General features: G+C 37.8%; 14 protein-coding genes. 5 read left to right on the top strand and 9 right to left on the bottom strand.

The annotated features are described in order from the left end of the window. Position 1: 1 nt before the first annotated feature. From OA91_RS03245 to OA91_RS03230, 4 genes are all read right to left on the bottom strand, one after another. Positions 2-811 carry a pentapeptide repeat-containing protein gene (locus OA91_RS03245; protein ID WP_157203782.1) on the bottom strand — a complete coding sequence of 270 codons (810 nt, stop codon included), beginning with the start codon at positions 809-811 and terminating at the stop codon, positions 2-4. 377 nt (positions 812-1,188) lie between these two features. Next, positions 1,189-2,253 carry a linear amide C-N hydrolase gene (locus OA91_RS03240; protein WP_082827762.1) on the bottom strand — a complete coding sequence of 355 codons (1,065 nt, stop codon included), beginning with the start codon at positions 2,251-2,253 and terminating at the stop codon, positions 1,189-1,191. A 260-nt stretch (positions 2,254-2,513) separates the two neighbouring features. Continuing rightward, positions 2,514-2,945, bottom strand: a complete 432-nt coding sequence (locus tag OA91_RS03235) for a GlcG/HbpS family heme-binding protein (RefSeq protein WP_046017323.1) — start codon at positions 2,943-2,945, stop codon at positions 2,514-2,516. Positions 2,946-3,085: 140 nt separating this feature from the next. Continuing rightward, positions 3,086-3,850, bottom strand: a complete 765-nt coding sequence (locus tag OA91_RS03230) for an IclR family transcriptional regulator (protein ID WP_046017322.1) — start codon at positions 3,848-3,850, stop codon at positions 3,086-3,088. Between the two features lie 312 nt (positions 3,851-4,162). Between OA91_RS03230 and bhcA the strand changes: the two genes are divergently transcribed. The 5 genes from bhcA (at position 4,163) to OA91_RS03205 (ending at position 9,727) form a co-directional block, all read left to right on the top strand. Beyond that, complete coding sequence (bhcA, locus tag OA91_RS03225; RefSeq protein ID WP_063337134.1) at positions 4,163-5,344, top strand: L-aspartate--glyoxylate aminotransferase BhcA; 1,182 nt, start codon at positions 4,163-4,165, stop codon at positions 5,342-5,344. Between the two features lie 39 nt (positions 5,345-5,383). Continuing rightward, a complete protein-coding gene (bhcB, locus tag OA91_RS03220) occupies positions 5,384-6,355 on the top strand; it encodes a beta-hydroxyaspartate dehydratase BhcB (RefSeq protein WP_046017320.1) in 972 nt (323 codons plus the stop codon). Between the two features lie 96 nt (positions 6,356-6,451). Next, on the top strand, positions 6,452-7,600 hold the full coding sequence (gene bhcC / locus OA91_RS03215; protein WP_063337133.1) for a 3-hydroxy-D-aspartate aldolase BhcC: 1,149 nt from the start codon (positions 6,452-6,454) through the stop codon (positions 7,598-7,600). 67 nt (positions 7,601-7,667) lie between these two features. Continuing rightward, positions 7,668-8,654, top strand: coding sequence for an iminosuccinate reductase BhcD (gene bhcD, locus OA91_RS03210; protein WP_063337132.1), 987 nt, complete (start codon positions 7,668-7,670; stop codon positions 8,652-8,654). Between the two features lie 212 nt (positions 8,655-8,866). After that, positions 8,867-9,727: an isocitrate lyase/PEP mutase family protein gene (locus OA91_RS03205; protein ID WP_063337131.1), complete on the top strand. Its 861-nt coding sequence runs from the start codon at positions 8,867-8,869 to the stop codon at positions 9,725-9,727. 53 nt (positions 9,728-9,780) lie between these two features. Here OA91_RS03205 and OA91_RS03200 read toward each other — a convergent pair whose 3' ends face one another. The 5 genes from OA91_RS03200 to OA91_RS03180 all read right to left on the bottom strand — a co-directional run bounded on the left by OA91_RS03200 (position 9,781) and on the right by OA91_RS03180 (position 18,722). Beyond that, complete coding sequence (locus OA91_RS03200) at positions 9,781-10,752, bottom strand: FHA domain-containing protein (RefSeq protein WP_063337130.1); 972 nt, start codon at positions 10,750-10,752, stop codon at positions 9,781-9,783. Between the two features lie 99 nt (positions 10,753-10,851). After that, positions 10,852-13,032 carry a YcaO-like family protein gene (locus tag OA91_RS03195; RefSeq protein WP_063337129.1) on the bottom strand — a complete coding sequence of 727 codons (2,181 nt, stop codon included), beginning with the start codon at positions 13,030-13,032 and terminating at the stop codon, positions 10,852-10,854. 4 nt (positions 13,033-13,036) lie between these two features. After that, entirely contained in the window at positions 13,037-14,230 is a 1,194-nt protein-coding gene (locus OA91_RS03190; RefSeq protein WP_063337128.1) for an amidohydrolase family protein, read from the bottom strand. Positions 14,231-14,247: 17 nt separating this feature from the next. Continuing rightward, positions 14,248-14,781, bottom strand: a complete 534-nt coding sequence (locus OA91_RS03185; protein ID WP_046017314.1) for a hypothetical protein — start codon at positions 14,779-14,781, stop codon at positions 14,248-14,250. Positions 14,782-14,783: 2 nt separating this feature from the next. Beyond that, on the bottom strand, positions 14,784-18,722 hold the full coding sequence (locus tag OA91_RS03180) for a protein kinase domain-containing protein (protein WP_063340092.1): 3,939 nt from the start codon (positions 18,720-18,722) through the stop codon (positions 14,784-14,786). Positions 18,723-19,041: the final 319 nt, after the last annotated feature.

The raw sequence follows: 19,041 nt of genomic DNA, 5'->3' as shown, positions 1-19,041 counted from the left end.
TTTAACGCGTCATTTTTTTTACGAATACAACAACGAACAAAGCCAGGGTAAAGCTGCCAATAAACGCTTCAATAGCCGCCAAAAAGCGAGATAGTCCAAACGGGGTTAAATCGCCATAACCTAAGGTAGTGAATGTCACGACACTAAAATACAGGCATGTCAGTAGCTGCATAATATTCTCAGAGAAGGTGTAATTTGCTCGCCACTTTAGTACCTCCTCACCATCATGAACACCTATGCCAGCATATAAGAGTCCAAAGGTTATAATTGCGAGGAGTGAGAAAATCACAACACGTATAGGTCTTTCACCGTAACCACAGAAAATATCAACAACCTTAGAGTAAAACCGTTTTGAAGAAAACATAGGCATTAAATAGCGCCGCATAACCATCTCACGTTCAAAAAAGTGACCTGAGGTTTCAAATAGCCCAGCTTGCTCGCTGGCTTTTCTAAGGTTGCGATAGATTTCTTCGGATTGCTGCCAGTAGTCCATTTTTTCTGCTTGTGTTTTTGCTTCTCTGGCCATCTTTTCTTGAATAATTTCTTTTCCCCAGGTCGCTCCTTCTAAGCGAGCACCTTCAAGCCTGACGCCTAATAGATTACATGAATCTAATTTTGCACAATGAAGGTTGGCATAGCGTAAGTCCGCTTTCATTAATGATGTGCCGGTGAGATTACAGCCGAAAAGGTGTGCTTCTTTCAAATTAGCACGATACAAGTCTGCATGAATAAGCTTGTACCCTTCTTTATGACCACCATGTACTAAATTAATACCCTCTAAATTGGCTTTTCTAAGCTGAAAGCCAGACATAGGGAAATTATCCTTCGCCCTTTGCTCTAATAAATGAGTTAATTAGTTTCTTGTTTTAACTCGTCATTATGCCAATAGCACAGATTTGAATCATTTTCAGAATGATGGTGACACTGGATTCCATTCGCACAAACATACTTACACTTGCTCATACGCAAAGTGTAGGAAACTTTTTCATACTACTCGTACAAACTTTATTAAAAGTTACAAAACCATGAAATGTGTAATGTTAGTTAACCGAAATTAAGATGATTGAAGTGATAGGGAGTATTAAAGGGAGGAAAAGATATCGAACAAAGTGGTGACTTAGACACTGTTTAACACTTCTAGGGAAGCTGTGATTTGGTAGCTTCCCTAGACCATCTTGAAGAGCAGGATTATGCAATAAACTTGTTATCTAACATCTCAACTGGAGCTTGGTAAGGATCATTCCCCAATTTAAACTTATGATTGATTAAACCTGCGACAACGTTCTGCTGAACTTTACCATCATTATTCTCAATCAGATCTAGCTGTAAGACATCATCAACAAAGTTAATATCCGTTAAAACACAATAACAAACGTCTTGAGTACGATTATTATAAAAGTAATAGGCTTGGTTGTTATGATCACTCACACTTGACCACTGAGTCTCAGGGGTAGAGATATCATGTGTTTTTAAATTAAAGCCTAAAGGAACAGAAGCATTTGCAATAATAGAGCGTGATTGTGCAATTGATTCTTGCATTGAATCCGCTTCAGCTAGGTTGTTTAAATAGAAAGCCGCTCGCTGGAATCTATCAGCTGAGAATGGACCACCAGGAATTGCCTGTGAAGGTGTTGGGTTTTCATCACTCCATTGCCACCTAGTAGTCATATTTAAAAGGATTTGTGTTTCATAATCTGGCTGATTAGTCATCACCTTAAAGTTGTCACTTTGATAAACATTAAAAATGCCATTTTTAACTTCAATAACAGCTGAGTCGCCATAAATATCCGATACAGCTAGGTGTAATAAGGCATCCTGATTACTATCAGGCATTTTTTTATTAATTAACTGAATTTTGATTTCACTGTCATCTGCAAATTTATCAACTGCTTCACTGACATACTTACAAGTATCTAATACATATTGTACCCAGCGAGTCACTTCAAGTTGCTTATCAAATGATGCATAACTAGAAAGATAACTAGCACTGGTATTAAATAACGCATTGGCTACTAAACCTTCACTATTTATCCCTTCACTCGCAATTTTTTCACTGCCTTCGCCTATCATAGATACCACTGACGAATATTGAGATTCCCATCTAAGTGTTTTGCTAGTTACTTTATTACAACCTACCTTACTCAAGCCTTTATTGAAGCAAAATAAACGAGTAGTTAATGGAGTTTCCCAGTCCATATTTCGAGCGGTTGTGAGGAAATCGTTGGTAGAATTATTGAATACGCGAGTACACATAAGCAGTCCTTTAATTTATTAGATTTTGCTTACAAAATCGATAAATCCGAGACTACATCCCTAAGATTACAAAAAATATTACCGGATATTACATTTTTATTTGATGAATTTTATCTTTATAAAACAGTAAAATAACGCAATTTTAATGCATCATATTGCAAAAGTGAGCGTTATTCTAAAAACTGTAGGCTCGCTTAAAAAACATTCAAAAAAAAGCGAGCACTATTGCAGGGCTCGCTTTTCTTTTATTACAGCCAATATTACAGGCAAGAATGATTAAAGCTTTCAATTCCTGCTTTAGCACAACTTAAATCTTGGCTTGGTGCGCCAGAGCTCACCCCAATACCACCAACAACTTCTCCATTAACACTGACAGGCAAACCACCTCCCACTATACACAATCTTCCTCCTAACCCTGTGTGAATACCAAATAAATGGTTATCAGCACCAGGAATACAGGCTTCATTATATTCGTGGGTCCCTTTGCGCGCAGAGGCTGCGGTAAAGGCTTTGTCTTGCGCTAAGGTGATACTATGAATTTTCCCTCCATCCATTCTTTCAAATGCAATTAAATTACCAGATTCATCAGTGACAGCAATACACATTGGCACACCAATTTCTTTGGCTTTATTAACCGCTCCAGCAATTAATACATTTGCATCAGATTGACTCAATCGATTAACCGATAGCATAGCTTCTACTCCTAAATACAAAAAAAAGAAAAAAAGTGTGTTGGTCTCAAATAAAAAGTATGTATTCAAACTAGAGGCTTCAGACGGCCGACACTAAACATGGTTAAGCCATTTAGCAGTGTAAGCCGCGATGAATAATATTATTCTGCTGAATAGCCAAGTTCAGCTGAAATGGCCTTGCCTGCCTCAACTAAATCAGCAATCCATTCATCTTTTCTTCGATCAATCGGTGCTGACAAAGATAAACCTGCCGTGATACCACCAGACCTGTCGTATAAAAGAACACCAATACAGCCTACGTCTATTTCTGCCTCTTCATTGTCAAAAGCGTAGCCCCTATCAATGCAAGACATGCATTCATCATATAAAGCGTCATAAGATGAAAAGGTATTTCTGGTATATGCAGGAAGGTTCGTTCTTTGTTCGTAACTGCGAATCCCCTCTTCTCCACTCATACCAAGCATAAGCTTTCCAACCCCTGTTACATGTAAAGGGGCACGTGAACCCACAACCTGTTGAACATGCATCATGCGATTAGGCGTCACTTTTTCGAGATAAATAACCACGTCACCCTCTCGAATAGTCAGATTAATCGTTTCGCCTACTTTATCTCTAAGTTTTTCCATGTAAGGCATAGCAACAGCACGAAGATCTACCTCTGAATGTTGTCGATTACTCAGTTGTAACAACCTTTGCCCTAATCTGTATTCTCCACCAGCATCACGGTCTACAAACTTGTTATCAATTAAAGAGTGAAGAATCCGATATGCCGTTGAAGGATGCAGATTTGTGTCTGCACTCAATACTTTTAGCTTTACTGGCTTGGTGTAACGTGAAATTGCATCAAGCAATAAAGCCGCTCTATCGATCACCTGTATGCGTGATTCTGGTTTAACTTTATTCATAAGACTTACCATTCTCTAAAACTGAACAATGCTTAAGAATATAAGGGTAAAAAAATATAAAAACCATATAACGAATGAAAAAATTGCACTTTCACATTATGAAAACAGTGTTTTTAACATTTATTCAAAAATAATTCTTAAAAAACAATTAGTTAAAAAATTTAGACTTAAAAAAACCTCGTTTTCATATTATGAAACCACATCACATTGCGGTCGTAGAATTAAATTTATAAGGTAAATGCATACCAAGAAACATCGTTATATTTTTACGCTGTTTAAATTTTTTACATGAACCTTATGGAGTTATTTCCTATGTCCGAACAGAACCCGGTTTTCATTCCTGGCCCGACTAACATTCCTAATCGCTTATTAAATGCGATGCACATTCAGACTCAGGACCACAGATCACCAAACTTTGTGGAAACACTGACTCCAGTACTTGAAGGTTGCAAAAAAGTATTTGGCACAACAACAGGCGAAGTCATCACATTCCCTTCAACAGGCACAGGTGGTTGGGAAGCCGCTATCAGCAATACATTATCTGCTGGTGACAAGGTTCTTATCGCTCGTTACGGTATGTTTTCTCACCGTTGGATCGACCTTTGTCAACGCCATGGACTTGAAGTTGTTGTAATCGAATGCCCTTGGGGCGACGGTGCACCAGCAGACCTTTTTGAAGCAGCATTAAACGAAGATAGCAATCACGACATTAAAGCGGTTCTAGTAACTCATAACGAGACAGCAACAGGTGTACGCAGTGATATTGCAGCGGTTCGCAAAGCGATGAACAATGTAAATCACCCTGCAATGTTATTTGTTGACTGCGTTAGTTCACTAGCCTCTATGCCATTTGAAATGGATGCCTGGGAAGTTGATATTGCGATTTCAGGTTCGCAAAAAGGTTTCATGCTGACTACTGGCATGGCGATCTTAGGTGTTAGCCAAAAAGCATTGGCAGCAATGGAAACAGCTAATCTACCTCGTACCTTCTTTGATTTCAGAGACATGATGGGTGCGAATGCGAATGGCGGCTTCCCTTATACACCGCCACTACAGTTAATCTTCGGCATGAAAGAAAGCTTAGACATGTTGTTTGATGAAGGTCTTGAAAACGTTTATGCGCGTCACTTCCGTTTAGCAGAAGGCGTTCGTCAAGCTGTTGCAGCTTGGGGCCTTAAGTTATGCGCTAATACACCAGAACTTGCGTCTGACAGTGTAAGTGCCATCTATGTTCCAGAAGGCTTTGACAGTAACGAATTAACTGCACATGCATTTGATAAGTACGGCGTATCTTTTGGTATTGGCCTTGGTGAAATGAATGGTAAAGCTTTCCGTATTGGTCACCTTGGTTCTTTAACAGATGTAATGGTTCTTTCTGGATTGGCGACTATTGAGATGGCTATGGCCGATCTTGATTACCCGATCCAATTAGGTACAGGTGTTGCTGCAGCACAAGAGTATTTTCGTAAAACAGCTAAAAAAGCCAACGCCTAACCGCGTTGGTCTTTAATCCGATGAATTGCGAGGTTAAGCATGAGTTCTGAAGAAAATTTAGTGATTCCAACTTATGACGACGTTATTGCCGCTCATGAAAGAATCAAACCATATATACATGAAACACCTATTCTGACATCCCAACGTTTAAACGAACAAACAGGTGCAGAACTATTCTTTAAATGCGAAAACTTACAAAAAGCAGCGGCATTTAAAGTACGTGGTGCCTCTAATGCAGTATTTGGTTTGACAGACGAAGAAGCCAAAATTGGTGTTGCAACACACTCCTCTGGCAACCATGCACTGTCTTTGTCTTATGCAGCAGGACAACGCGGCATTCCTGTCACTGTGGTTATGCCTAGAACAGCGCCTCAAGCTAAAAAAGATGCGGTAATTGGCTACGGTGGAACCATTGTCGAGTGTGAACCATCGACTAGCTCACGAGAGGCGACATTTGCTGAAGTAGTTGCTCAATCAGGTGCTGACTTTGTTCACCCTTACAATGATCCAAGAGTAATTGCGGGGCAAGCAACCTGCTCAAAAGAGATGCTAAGTCAGGTTGAAAACCTTGATGCAGTCATTGCACCTATCGGCGGTGGCGGAATGATCTCAGGTACATGTTTAACCATTTCGAACATGGCACCTAACGTTAAAATCTATGCAGCTGAACCTCTGAATGCGGATGATGCAGCCCGCTCTTTTAAAGCTGGCCATATCATTGCAGATGATGCACCAAACACGGTGGCAGATGGTCTAAAAGTACCTTTAAAAGATTTAACTTGGCACTTTGTCAGTAACCATGTGACCGACATTTTAACAGCAACAGAAGAAGAAATTGTAGATGCTATGAAGTTGGTTTGGAAAACAATGAAAATTGTAATCGAACCAAGCAGTGCTGTGCCATTAGCCACTATTTTGAAAAACCCAGAAATTTTTAAAGGTAAGCGAGTTGGTGTCATTATCACAGGTGGTAACGTCGACCTAGACAAGCTTCCTTGGCTTAATAACTAATTCAATTCAAATAAAAAATTGTTTTAACCTAGGCGCTTTCCGCTCATCAGCTTAAGCCTAGGTTAAACCATTACTTAACTCCTATAGGGGAATAAAATGACGACATTAGATAATTTAGAAGTTGGTTTTGATGTTCCTGCATTGCCAGGCATGGACGTAGCAGATATTCAAACACCTTGCCTAGTTGTTGATCTTGACGCACTAGAAAAAAATATTAAAACCATGGGGCAATACGCCAAAGACATGGGTGTTCGTCACCGTGTACACGGTAAAATGCACAAATCTGTAGATATCGCTCTACTTCAAGAAAAGCTAGGCGATAGCTGTGGTGTTTGCTGTCAAAAAGTTTCAGAAGCTGAAGTATTTGCTCGCGGTGGTATTAAAGATGTATTGGTATCAAACCAAGTACGTGATCCAGCTAAAATAGACCGTCTAGCCCGTATGCCTAAACTAGGCGCTCGTACTATTTGTTGTGTTGATGATATTGAAAACGTTGCAGAACTTGCTGCTGCCGTTGCTAAACACGACACACAAATCGAATGTCTAGTAGAAATCGATTGTGGTGCCGGCCGCTGTGGTGTTCAAGCAGGTCAACCTGTAGTTGATATCGCTAAAGCTATTGCTGCGACACCGGGTCTTAAGTTCTCTGGTATTCAAGCATACCAAGGCGCTATGCAACATATGGAAAGCTATGCAGACCGTAAAGAAAAAATCGATATTGCTGTTGAAATGGTAGCTCGCTCAATGGAGATGCTTAAAGCTGAAGGCCTAGAGTGCGACATCGTTGGTGGTGGCGGTACAGGTTCTTACTACTTTGAAGGTAACTCTGGTGTGTTTAACGAATTACAGTGTGGTTCTTATGCATTCATGGATGCTGACTACCAGCGTATACATGATGAAAATGGCGAGCGTATCTCTGAATTCGAAAACTCACTTTTCATCTTAACATCTGTAATGAGCCACACTAAAACCGACAAGGCAATCTGTGATGCGGGCCTTAAAGCTCAATCTGTTGATAGTGGCCTTCCTTACATCTTTGGCCGTGATGATGTTGAATACATCAAATGCTCTGATGAACATGGTGTAATTTCTGATCCTAACAATGCCCTAAAAGTGAATGAGAAACTTAAGCTTGTTCCTGGACATTGTGATCCGACCTGTAACGTTCACGATTACTATGTTGGTATTCGTAACGGTAAAGTTGAAACACTATGGCCTGTTTCTGCACGTGGTAAAGCTTACTAATACGGCTAGCCATACTCGCTAGCATCCTACCTGCTAGCGAGTTCTATAAATTACTTGGAGAATCACTATGAGCACTGAAAATAAAGGTGTATCAATCGTTTCAGAAGAAACATGCCAAGCAGTTGTCGGCCGCCCTGAAGCTTTTACAGCTGTCGAGAATGTGTTTGCTGCCATGGCAAAAAATTCAGCCTACAACTTTCCTGTTGTTCGTGAAGCTATCGGTCATGCCGATGCTTTATACGGCTTTAAATCTGGTTTCGATCGCGACGGCATGGTGCTTGGCGTTAAAGCAGGTGGTTATTGGCCTGGTAATGCACAGCAAGGTATTACAAATCACCAATCTACCGTAATTTTGTTTGATCCAGACACAGGTAAAATTAAGTCTCTTGTGGGTGGTAATTATTTAACAGCTGTTCGTACTGCGGCATCTTCTGCGGTATCTATTGCTCATCTTGCCCGTAAAGATTCTAAAGTTTTAGGTATGGTTGGTGCAGGCCATCAATCAACATTCCAATTACGTGCAGCGGTTGAGCAACGTGATTTTGAAAAAGTCGTCGCTTGGAATTTCCACCCTGACATGCTACCTAATCTTGAGAAAGTATGTGTTGAACTAGGCCTACCATTCGAAGCGGTAAGCCGTGAAGAGCTAGGTGCGCAAGCAGACGTTATCATCACTATTACCTCTGCTTTTGAATCACTTATGCAAAAAAATTGGATTAAGCCAGGTACTCATATTGCGTGTATGGGGACAGATACTAAAGGTAAACAGGAAGTTGATGCAGACTTATTAGCAGCTGCAACTGTATTTACGGATGAGGTAGCTCAATCTATCTCTCTAGGTGAAGCTCAGCATGCTATCGAATCTGGATTGATTCAAATAAGTGATATTACACCAATTGGTGAAGTCATTAATGGCACCCACCAAGGTCGTACTTCTGAAGATGAAATCACCTTGTTCGATGGGACAGGTGTTGGTCTTCAAGATTTAGCTGTTGCCTCAGCTGCTGCTGATTTAGCCGAAGCAAAAGGTAAAGCTAACTTTATTGATTTATAGGTTTCTATGAATCATTTGTGAGCTCCATTGAGCATAATCCTATGCTTAGTCTCACACAAAACTGTTTATCCAGTTTTATTTCCCTTGGCTACTGTGCGTCGAATTTTGTAGCGATTATGCCCACTCCCTAAGTGGGCATTTTTTTCTTAAAAACATCATTAATAAATTAATTATTTTATTTATTCTAAATATATCAATTCCTAGGTTATAACATGCAAAACATCGCCAGAACAAATTTAAAAAAGCAACTAACAACACCTGAAATTATGGTTTGCGCATCAGTCTATGACCCTCTATCTGCTAGGATGGCGCAGGAGATTGGTTTTAAACTTGGCATCCTAGGAGGGTCAGTTGCTTCTCTTATCGCACTAGGAGCACCAGATATAAATCTATTAACACTAACAGAGCTGGCAGCACATGCTAAACGCGTATGCCAAGCTTCTGACTTACCCGTTATTGTTGATGGGGATAATGGATATGGAAATGCACTAAACGTGATGCGAACAATTGAAGAGCTTGAATATGCTGGTGCATCACTGGTAACAATCGAAGATACCATTCTACCTTGCCGCTATAAAGAACCCGCTCTTAGTCAAATTAGCCTTGAAGAAGCCAAACTTAAACTTGAAGCAGCAGTATCTGCAAGAAAAGATAAGAATCTATCGATTTTCGCAAGAACCCATGCATTAAATGAGGGTGACAACGCAGACATGCTTGAACGCATCAAGGCTTACAGTAAAACAGGAATTGATGGAATTTGTATATTTGGTGTCACTGACAATAAGACCCTTAGACAAATAAGTGACGTTACTCACCTACCTATTATGCTCATCAGTTATGGAAACCCTGACCTCGGAGAAGCCGAAGAACTTATAAAACTAGGCGTTCGAATTCGCTTAAGCGGCCATAAGTCATATGAAGAGTCTGTTAAAGCAAGTTACCTTTCTTTGCTCAAGTTACATCAAGGCGACAACTACAAAGATGAAGAAGTAGACGCTAAAGCCTTAATAAAAAGATTAAGTGACTCTGAACAAAAAACTAAACTAACCCAGCAATACATTTATCCAAACTAATAAAAAAGGGCTTTAAGCAATAAACTTAAAGCCCTTTATATTCTTTAAAGATACTAGTTCAAAAATACATTTTTATTTGTATATTCATCAAGCTCACGCAACTTCATACCGCCGATAATTTGAATATCAGTAGAGAAAAAACGAATCTCCCCTGTTCTTCTTTCTATTACTTGAGGCATTTGCTCAGGCAATGGGTATGCTTCTAAAAATTGCTTTCTGAATCGATAAATTTGAATGTTTATATGATTTTCATTCTGTCCTAACATTTTGCAAAGAAGGTCTTTATCTAACCATCCACACTCAGACAAATTCATACCATACGATTGATCTTCTTTAAATTTGCGGGCCAGCATCAAAACTAAGTAATGGTGATTCCTTAAACCGAGATCAACCTCTTTATCATCAAGCATTAGTTTGATAGAAACATGCTCTTCATTTTGGCTAACATCAAAGTTAAATGCGATCTTCTTAGGCGCTTGAGCAATATTGTCAGCCATAAAGCTTGTTTCTATACTTGTTTCACCATCTACAAACTTCCATTGTTTGTCATAGCTACCGACTTTATCGCCCATTTTAAGCTCATAAGGGCCAGTGTCATTCTCACACATCCACATGCCACGAGAATTTTGATAAATAGCTACTTCTGGGTTTTCTTCTGATGGAAGCACATTAATGCCATTCAAATAGATAATAGGCAGGCCTTTAGTAACAGGCAATAACATACTAGCTGGTGGCTCAAGGTTTTTAACATACCAAGATGAAACCTCTAAGCCGCCAAACTGAATTTCGTCATCTAAATTGATTCGTGTTTTTTCACCTCGAACAATTTTAGATCCATTAATAAAAGTACCGTTTGTACTCATATCTTGAAGCACCCAGCCTTCGCCATCCCAAATCGCAACTGCATGGGTGCGTGACGCTTCAGGCTGAGTCAATTCTGTTTCAGTCGTTGGGTGACGACCAAAAATATGTTGAGGCTGTATGATGACTTTCTCACCTGTACTGCCGTTAATTAGAATTGCCATACCCTTTCCCCTCATCCTTAAGTTATTTTACTGTACCAACGCCCATACACTGACACCATTACAGATAATTACAGTTTTAAACAAACCTATAAGTAAAATTTATATATACAAGGCTTGCTGATTAATTGATTGCTCTGTGTTCGCAACCGCAAAATACCCCATTTTTATTGGCGCTTGATACAAACGTTCATTCGCTAACTGGGGCCAAATGTGACACAAACCTGGTACAAATACCTTCGCAGTAAATAATGGAATATGAGCACGACTATAATTTAACACCATCACCTCCATACCATTTAGCTTTAACTGCGAGACGACAGCCGAAATATCATCTTTAATATCTGAACTAGGCTTAATAGCATAGGTATTAGATTTTAACTCACTTGAACCTTCGAGGTGCTCTCCCACTTCAATTAAATCAAAGTCAAAAGGTGCTGCATTTTGATCTCTAATCGGAATCAACTGGCAAAGCTCTGTCAAAGCTCTTTGAGCCGCCATTTCTGGGATCAAATGACAGCCAAAGCCCATTACTAAGCCGCCTGTCACCTTATCTCTGCCGAAAGCCCCCATAACGGGTATTCCTAAGTCAGACGTTAAGTCCAAAACCCAGTAGTCGTGGCCAACTTCACTATCAGGACTCAAACACTTATCAAGCTTCTGTAAGTTGTCTGGATCTAACTTATCGAGATCATACCTTGGACAAACTAACTTGTTATACCACCAAATTGCAGTTGCATCTCTTTCTATCAACTCAAAAAGCGCTTGTAAAATAGCCTCTTCTAACGTGTTTCCAGCCGCACAACCATTTGAATGCCAACGACCAAATTCATCATCTGAAAAAGGAATATTACTGAAACATTGGGAAAGCGGCACATATACCTGCTCTGATAGTGTCAGAGACCAAGTTGGTAACCAATGTATCAATTCATCCCTGTAAGGTTTCGCAGCCTGCTTAAGCTTGGAGTCCGGATGATCAGCTTGATTAAATTTATGATACTGGTCGGCACTATATGGCACTAAAGACTGAAAATTAACTGCTCTAAACCCCTTATCTAAAAGCTCTGAGTGTTTTAATTCCAATAAATCCACATCAGACTGATAAAGGGCAGCATATCTTTCAATTGCCTCAGATAAGGCACTCGCTTTAGATTGATCGTGACTTACACCTTTACCTAAACATATCTGAACAAAGCTATTTCGATCAAACTCAGTTAATTCAGCTTTATTTGGTGTTTTAAAAAATCCAGTACGATAAATTTTTATCGGCGAGCTCGGGTTTTCACCTATCACCTCGAGATGATTAATTACACCTGTAATAGGACTGACTAACGGCATTAATTTTTCTACCGTTTGTGTTGCTGTAACACTCCTAGAACCGCCATCGATATTAAATCGACTAATGCACGACTCTAACTCTATAGGACTATCAATCTGATTTGAAAATTCAACATTGTTGCCTAAAGCATTATTAATAACATGAGATTCAAACGAATCAGTATTAGGCCTATAAATTGATATTGCTTTATTGTCGCACTTAGCAAATGCAAAGAACTGTTCTTCTAATAGCCTGTCTATAGCATCTATACACTTACTGTTAAGCTGCTCAAGAAATTCAAAAGGATAAGCATGACTATCAGTCGGATAACAAAGCTCTAGAGTTTTACGTACAGGTTGATTCTCTAGAAGCTGACCTTGTAGCTTGATAAATAAAGAGACCTCATGCTTACTAAAGATAGAGGTTACACTAATTGCTTCGCCTGAGACTTTAAGCACAAGAAAATTGTCAGATTTAATGCAATCTTCGATTCGTTTATCTAATAAATCATCAACAACTATTAGCTGCAAGTCTTTATCAGTATTGTAACCTTGATTTAGGCTAGCAGTTAGGCTTTGCTCAATTTGCTTTATTACTGCGTCATTACACAGACTTAAGGAGCTAAAGGTTATATTTGATTCTGAACTTTGAATCAGCCTGGAAATTGGCTCACCCACAAATGAAGGCTTTTGATATACATTATTTCCAGCACTCTTATTAATTACGTTGAGTTCAACTAGTTTGTTTATTTGATATAAGAAAAGCGACGCTCTCTCATCCAAATTTATCTTAGTTACCAAGATGTCATCAAGCGTTTTTTTTCCATCAATCTCATCAACAAAAGGGAACTGCTCTTGTGGCAATAAAAGCTGCTGCCCAGAGGACAGCAGCAAGACATCTTTGTTTTTCAACACATAGACATTAAATTGACCATGCCAATGATAAACACTAGACGATTTTTCCATGTAACTAGTTTACCTCAGCCAGTTGATCTTCAGATTTAAACAAAACCTCTTCATTTTTTATGTCTTCAAAGCCATAAAAATCTTTAGCGTTTTGCTCTAACACTGCTTGCAATTCAATCTCAGTCAGCTCTTCGAGTTGTTGAGCTATATCTTCAGTCGTAAATTGCAAATGATCAGGATGAGGAAAGTCACTACCATACAAAAGTTTGTCATGACCTATTACATCAATAACCTCTCTTAAACATGGCTCACCAAGCTCAATTCCAACCCAACATTGACGTTTAAAATATTCGGATGGCAGCATCTTAATATTTTCTTCAACTAAAGTAGGGAATTCTGGATAACAAATATTATCCAGTCGCCACAACCAATGAGGCACCCAGGATGCACCCGCTTCCAAAAAGGCAAACTTCAATCTTGGGTGTCGCTCTAATACACCTGACTCAAGTAAAGAGACAAATGCCATTTGAGCCTCCATTGGGTGCGAACAAGCATGCATAGCGAAACGAGAAGTAAACCTATCCGTTCCAGCCGTTGGCGCATGAAGATTAGTTCCTCCATGAAAGGCTACAGCAATATTATGCTTTTCACATGCAGCCCAGAAATCATTATAATCTTCATGCCCTAATGTACGGCCACAAATCACTTCTGGTCTCAAGGTGATTGAAGTCCAGCCATTGCTTATAACTTTCTCCAATTGCTCTACCATGTTTGATGGTTCGTGACGGCTAATTACTCCAACAGCTCTTAGCCTTTTGGGGCTAATGGAACAATATTCATATAACCACTTATTATAAGAACAAGCATATTCCAATGAAACTCTAGGAGGTATTTTTTCATGATTAACTATATACATTGCAAAACTAGGAAATATTGCAGCCTGCTCGATATCACTATCATTCATAGATAAGATCTGCTTTTCAGGTGTCATGCCTGAACCTAGCTTTTTCTGTATATTCTTACTCTTGTAAGCTGAAGCTAATCTTTCATTTTCACCCCAGCTATTTAAAATAAGAAATTTACCAATATAAATATCTGGAGGTAATTGAATTGCTGCATCAGGTCCTAACCTTTCAGCTCTCTCTCCCATTTTTTCATATGTATCATGAACATAATTAACCTCATAACCATCTACATTTTTCCATACAGCGGATGGTTCAACTACATGTCTATCCGAGTCAATCAATATATATTTCATAAATCAAGCCTATTAACTTATGATGCTGTAAATGGGTATATTTTACCTGCAGCATCATAATCAATGAGCGCTAGATCTTTAGAGTCAGTTAACGGCTTAGGTGGTAGCTGAAGAATTAGATACATTTTTAATGCACCATTTACAACAGACTCCTTCCAACCATTTTCTTCGATTTTTTGAACAACTTTATCCGTGCCATTTACCTTCGTCATAACGTCTTCATATTTAGGTGAATAAATATGATGGTTTACTGGGATTTCTACCTGCACAACACCTGCATCAGGATTAGAAGCATCTGTTGGAGACTCTACAACTTTGATATGCAACAAGTTCCACAAACTTACGTTTTCAGACTCACCAGTAAAGCCTAGCATTGCAAACGCCTTTTGAGAGTCTTCAAGCAGTACTGACTTAAAGTTATCATCAGACCAAGCAACAGCAATAGCTCTTAACCATGTTGAGCGCCAGCTATAAATAATATCTAAGGCAGGCAATAATGGCTCATCACCATGAGGCATTCCGCTAGTGTTATCAATATTAAATCCTGACATAATTAATTCCTTCTATTCCATTTATTGTGATTTAACTTACACATTATCTTTTGTTGTAATTCAACAAAAAAATAATCCTCTACTTCTCTTGATTGCTGAATTGAAGCCTCTAACCTTGAAATAGCTTTAATTTCATTACCATTTTCAATTTCAACTTCAGCAATTATAGAATTCCAAAAACCCTGCATTTGAGATGCTCCAGCCTTAAGCAAATCTCGCAAACTATCTTCTGCCTTATCTGCATCACCGCTGATTAAGGAGAACATAATATTCGTCACCCCATCCCAATTTGCTAAATTATTCAGCTCACAAATTGATAAAATCTCTTCTGAGGTACTTTTTAATTTATCAAAATTTTTATTTAAGTATAAACAACAACACCAATAAAACTTTGACATACATAAACTGTGAACACTATTTATTTCTTCTGCATATTTTATAGAGTTTTGAATAGTTTTTTCAGCTATTTCATGCATCGATGAACTAGCATAAATTAATGCTTCTAAACTTAATGCAAAAACTTTTGTGTCATGCCCAAACTTCTCTGCGTGGTCATAATGCAATTTATCATCATATAAGCTCCTTGCTCTTTCTGTATAACTAAGTGCCTTATCAAACTTCCCTTGACACCATAAACAATGTGCCTTTAGTGCATATAGAGCAGACTTTAAACCAGTATCAAGTTCATTAATACTTAATGCCAGTCGAATAATCCCATAAACTTTATTATGATTACCACGCACGTTATTATAAGTAGCTAGACTAAGATAAGTTCTTGCTTTTAAATCATTTGATTTTTCTGAAAGATTTTCAATTAGTTTTTGCGACCTTGAAACTAGCTTTTCAACCTCTTCTCCGCCCCAACCTAGGGTCATCATTGTTGCAGTTGTTAAAATTTGATTAATTTCAACCTTGAATTCATAAGTTGAGTCATAATGACACGCCGAGTCATAGGCCACTTTTGAATAATGAATAGCTTGTTCATATTGACTTCTCTGCATACAAGCAACTGCTGAAGCATTTGCATAAACTGCAGATTTTTCATAATTTTCAGCTGATGAATAATGAAATGACAGCAAATTATTTACATCATCATTACTTTTATCTTTTTCAATCGAATTAGCAATAGCATTATGTATGCTTTTTTTATTCGTTGCATTTAAACCACCATAAACTGCATCTCTTACTAAAGCATGTTTAAAAATATAAACATCACCTTCAATAATACGCTGCTTATATAGCAAATCTTTAGCAACTAATTCATTTAAATCTCGCTGCAATTCAAAGCTATTTTTATTTGATACATTTAAAAGAAGTTTATAATCAAATTCTCGACCTATAACGGCGGCCACTTGAGCAGTATCTTTTGAGTATAACAAGCTGTCAATCTTAGTTTGCAAAGAATCTAACAATGTATCAGGTATATAACTAATAGCTCTATCACTAACAAAATCAACAACACCATTAAAGTGATGAACTATATTTTTATTAAGCATCATACTAATAAGCTCTTCCATATAAAAAGGAATACCATCAGTCCTCCTAATAATAGCTTCATAAACCCTAGCCGATATACTATCTCTATTAAAAAATTCATTAATAAATAGTTTACTCTTATCAGCATTCAAGCCGACTAGTTCAATCAAGCAACAATCACTCATACTTATTTTTTCGGAAGCTCTTGTTCTGGAAGTAAAAATAACAAAATGTTTTTTCCTATCAAACATTTTATTTTTATAAAAAATCGAAAAAAACTCTATGCTAATTGGATCTGACCAGTGAACATCCTCTATAAAGAATAATATTTTCTCATTACTACCTTCACTAGGTTTTAATAACAAAAATGTTAATACTTTAAATAAAATATCTTTTTGAACTTCAGCAGCCAAAGGTGCTATTGACATTTCTTCAGGTATTGGCATATTCAACCAAGTTAGAAGAATCGGAATAGAAATATCAGAATCAATTTCATCACTCTCTTTCAATGCAACCTTCACTGCTTCAAGAAAGTTTTTATCATGATACTCACTTGATACATCCTGAATGTTATATTTATTTTTTATTATTGTTAAAATTGGATATAGTCCGTTATGCTGGTTTTCTGGTAAGCATTGAGATAAGTAATGTTGAAAGCTATTTGCTAAACCTCTAACCTCATAAATCAACCTTGACTTACCAATTCCAGCTTCACCATATATATGCACATAAGAAGCTTTCGAAGAATGTAATCCATTAAAAAAACTTTTTAGCTCCTCTAACTCCTCATCACGCCCTACAAAAGCATTAGCAGTTCGTGTACTTCTTAAAAAGCCAAAAGCCTCATTAAGCCTTTCACCAATCAATTGGTGTACAGCCTGAGAACTATTAACCCCTAAAGATGTATTAAGAGCCATCTTAAATTCAATATATCCTTCAAGTAACCTTCTGCTTGTTTGCGAGCAAAGCACCTGTTTGGGTCTTGCTAATCTAGAAAGTTCCATTGCTATATTTATAGCCGCCCCCTCTGGCATTGCATCTGAATAATGACTAACAATACCAGTATGCATTCCCATTCTAGCTACAATTTCAAGCTTTTCACTTTGCTTTAATAATGAGTTTCTTTGGTTAATATTACTTGTTATATCAAGAGCAGCTCGAGCGCAAAGACGACTGTCATTATCACTTACAGATGGATAACCAAAATAAAACAACAAAGTATCACCAAGCGTTCCAGCATGATAAGCCCCATAACGAATTGCTATATCGATCGCTTGAGAACGACTATCTCTATGTATAACATCCAATAACTCTAAATCTGATTCACTACTGTCAAAATGCAATATGCCGCTTAATGTCAAAGTGACACATAAAACAGAAATTTGTTTTTGCTCAATAATACTGGAGCTAATTTCAATAGCAGTATTGATTTGGGTTTCTTGTAAAGCTAGTGCAACACTTTCTTTATTAAAATCATCAGTACATATAGAATTGCTAATTGCAAACTCTTTGTTTTTATCACCATATTGATTAAATTCATTAACGTATTCGTTGTCATTAGAGTTTTGCTTTAATGACAAATCTCCAACCAAAGAGTTTATGTTAATCTGCTTTAAGTCATTGTAAATAAGTCCAGCATCTCCAGCCCTCTCATTTACTTTTTTATTAAGCACTCGTCTTAATAAGTTTGCTACAGGATGACCAGCTACTGCTGTTGGTATAGGAACATTCGAAAGGCTTAATTGCTTATGAAATATTGAAGCGAGACTGTTTCCAGTTATTGCAGGCTCACCAGTCAAGCATTCAATAAATACTAACCCCCAAACATAAATATCACTTTTAATAGAGGGTGACTCACCACGCAATTGTTCTGGAGCACTGTAAGAAGGGGTACCTAAAGTCTCGTTAGTTAGGGTGATAGATTTATAGTCGTGCTGTCGCACTTCATTACTGAGAGTACCAATACCAAAATCCAAGATTTTAATATGTTCTTTTGTACCAACTTTACTAAGCATAATGTTGGCTGGTTTTAAATCTCTATGTATAACACCTTGCTCATGGGCATGAGATAAAGCGTCGAGTACCTGGCCCATTAAGTTGGCAGTATCCGCAGGAAGCAGTGCACCTTTTTCAGAAAGAAGTTCTTTTAGTGATTTTCCATCAACATATTCAAATACGGCATACACCAAATCTTCATCACAAACTCCTTTATCTAAAAGGCGAACAATGTTTGGATGCTGTAAACGACTACTTAAAGCCGTCTCTCTTTGAAATCGCTCAAGGTATCTTTGCTTTTTTTCACTATCAAACTCAGAGGAAAGAGTTAGAAATTTTATTGCTACGGTCTGATCAGTGCTAATTTGCCTTGCTTTAAACACCATACCAAAACCACCTTGACCTATCATTTCGATCAATTGGTAATTGCTAGAGTGAAAGCGGTTTTTGATAGACGAATCTAATGTCACCTGATCATCCTTAATCATCACATTCAGTGGTTAAATCGTAATTTTTTACTCAACCACATTCATGTGCTTATAGTTTTAATAGTTAACTCAATTTCCCTATGAGACTCGAAATGTGCAAGAAAAGTCAACCCATTTGCATATATTTGCACAAAAACGTCATTTGAATCATAAGATTAAAGATTACTTTAAATAAAAAAAACATAAAAATGAATAAAGTTACAAAATAATTCACATTGAAATACTGACAACAAAAATTCTGTTATTAGTTGTAACATCTATGTGTATGCAAAAGACCTAAACAGATTAACAATTTTTTTCG

This window comes from Marinomonas sp. SBI8L (genome assembly GCF_001624705.1).
Classification (GTDB): domain Bacteria; phylum Pseudomonadota; class Gammaproteobacteria; order Pseudomonadales; family Marinomonadaceae; genus Marinomonas.
Note: the sequence above shows the minus strand (reverse complement) of the source record. Positions and strands in the feature narration are given on the sequence as shown.

What these genes read in the sequence shown, in the direction of transcription:
- OA91_RS03245 (WP_157203782.1), bottom strand. Translation starts at nt 811, where the DNA reads ATGTCTGGCTTTCAGCTTAGAAAAGCCAATTTAGAGGGTATTAATTTA.
- OA91_RS03240 (WP_082827762.1), bottom strand. Translation starts at nt 2,253, where the DNA reads ATGTGTACTCGCGTATTCAATAATTCTACCAACGATTTCCTCACAACC.
- OA91_RS03235 (WP_046017323.1), bottom strand. Translation starts at nt 2,945, where the DNA reads ATGCTATCGGTTAATCGATTGAGTCAATCTGATGCAAATGTATTAATT.
- OA91_RS03230 (WP_046017322.1), bottom strand. Translation starts at nt 3,850, where the DNA reads ATGAATAAAGTTAAACCAGAATCACGCATACAGGTGATCGATAGAGCG.
- bhcA (WP_063337134.1), top strand. Translation starts at nt 4,163, where the DNA reads ATGTCCGAACAGAACCCGGTTTTCATTCCTGGCCCGACTAACATTCCT.
- bhcB (WP_046017320.1), top strand. Translation starts at nt 5,384, where the DNA reads ATGAGTTCTGAAGAAAATTTAGTGATTCCAACTTATGACGACGTTATT.
- bhcC (WP_063337133.1), top strand. Translation starts at nt 6,452, where the DNA reads ATGACGACATTAGATAATTTAGAAGTTGGTTTTGATGTTCCTGCATTG.
- bhcD (WP_063337132.1), top strand. Translation starts at nt 7,668, where the DNA reads ATGAGCACTGAAAATAAAGGTGTATCAATCGTTTCAGAAGAAACATGC.
- OA91_RS03205 (WP_063337131.1), top strand. Translation starts at nt 8,867, where the DNA reads ATGCAAAACATCGCCAGAACAAATTTAAAAAAGCAACTAACAACACCT.
- OA91_RS03200 (WP_063337130.1), bottom strand. Translation starts at nt 10,752, where the DNA reads ATGGCAATTCTAATTAACGGCAGTACAGGTGAGAAAGTCATCATACAG.
- OA91_RS03195 (WP_063337129.1), bottom strand. Translation starts at nt 13,032, where the DNA reads ATGGAAAAATCGTCTAGTGTTTATCATTGGCATGGTCAATTTAATGTC.
- OA91_RS03190 (WP_063337128.1), bottom strand. Translation starts at nt 14,230, where the DNA reads ATGAAATATATATTGATTGACTCGGATAGACATGTAGTTGAACCATCC.
- OA91_RS03185 (WP_046017314.1), bottom strand. Translation starts at nt 14,781, where the DNA reads ATGTCAGGATTTAATATTGATAACACTAGCGGAATGCCTCATGGTGAT.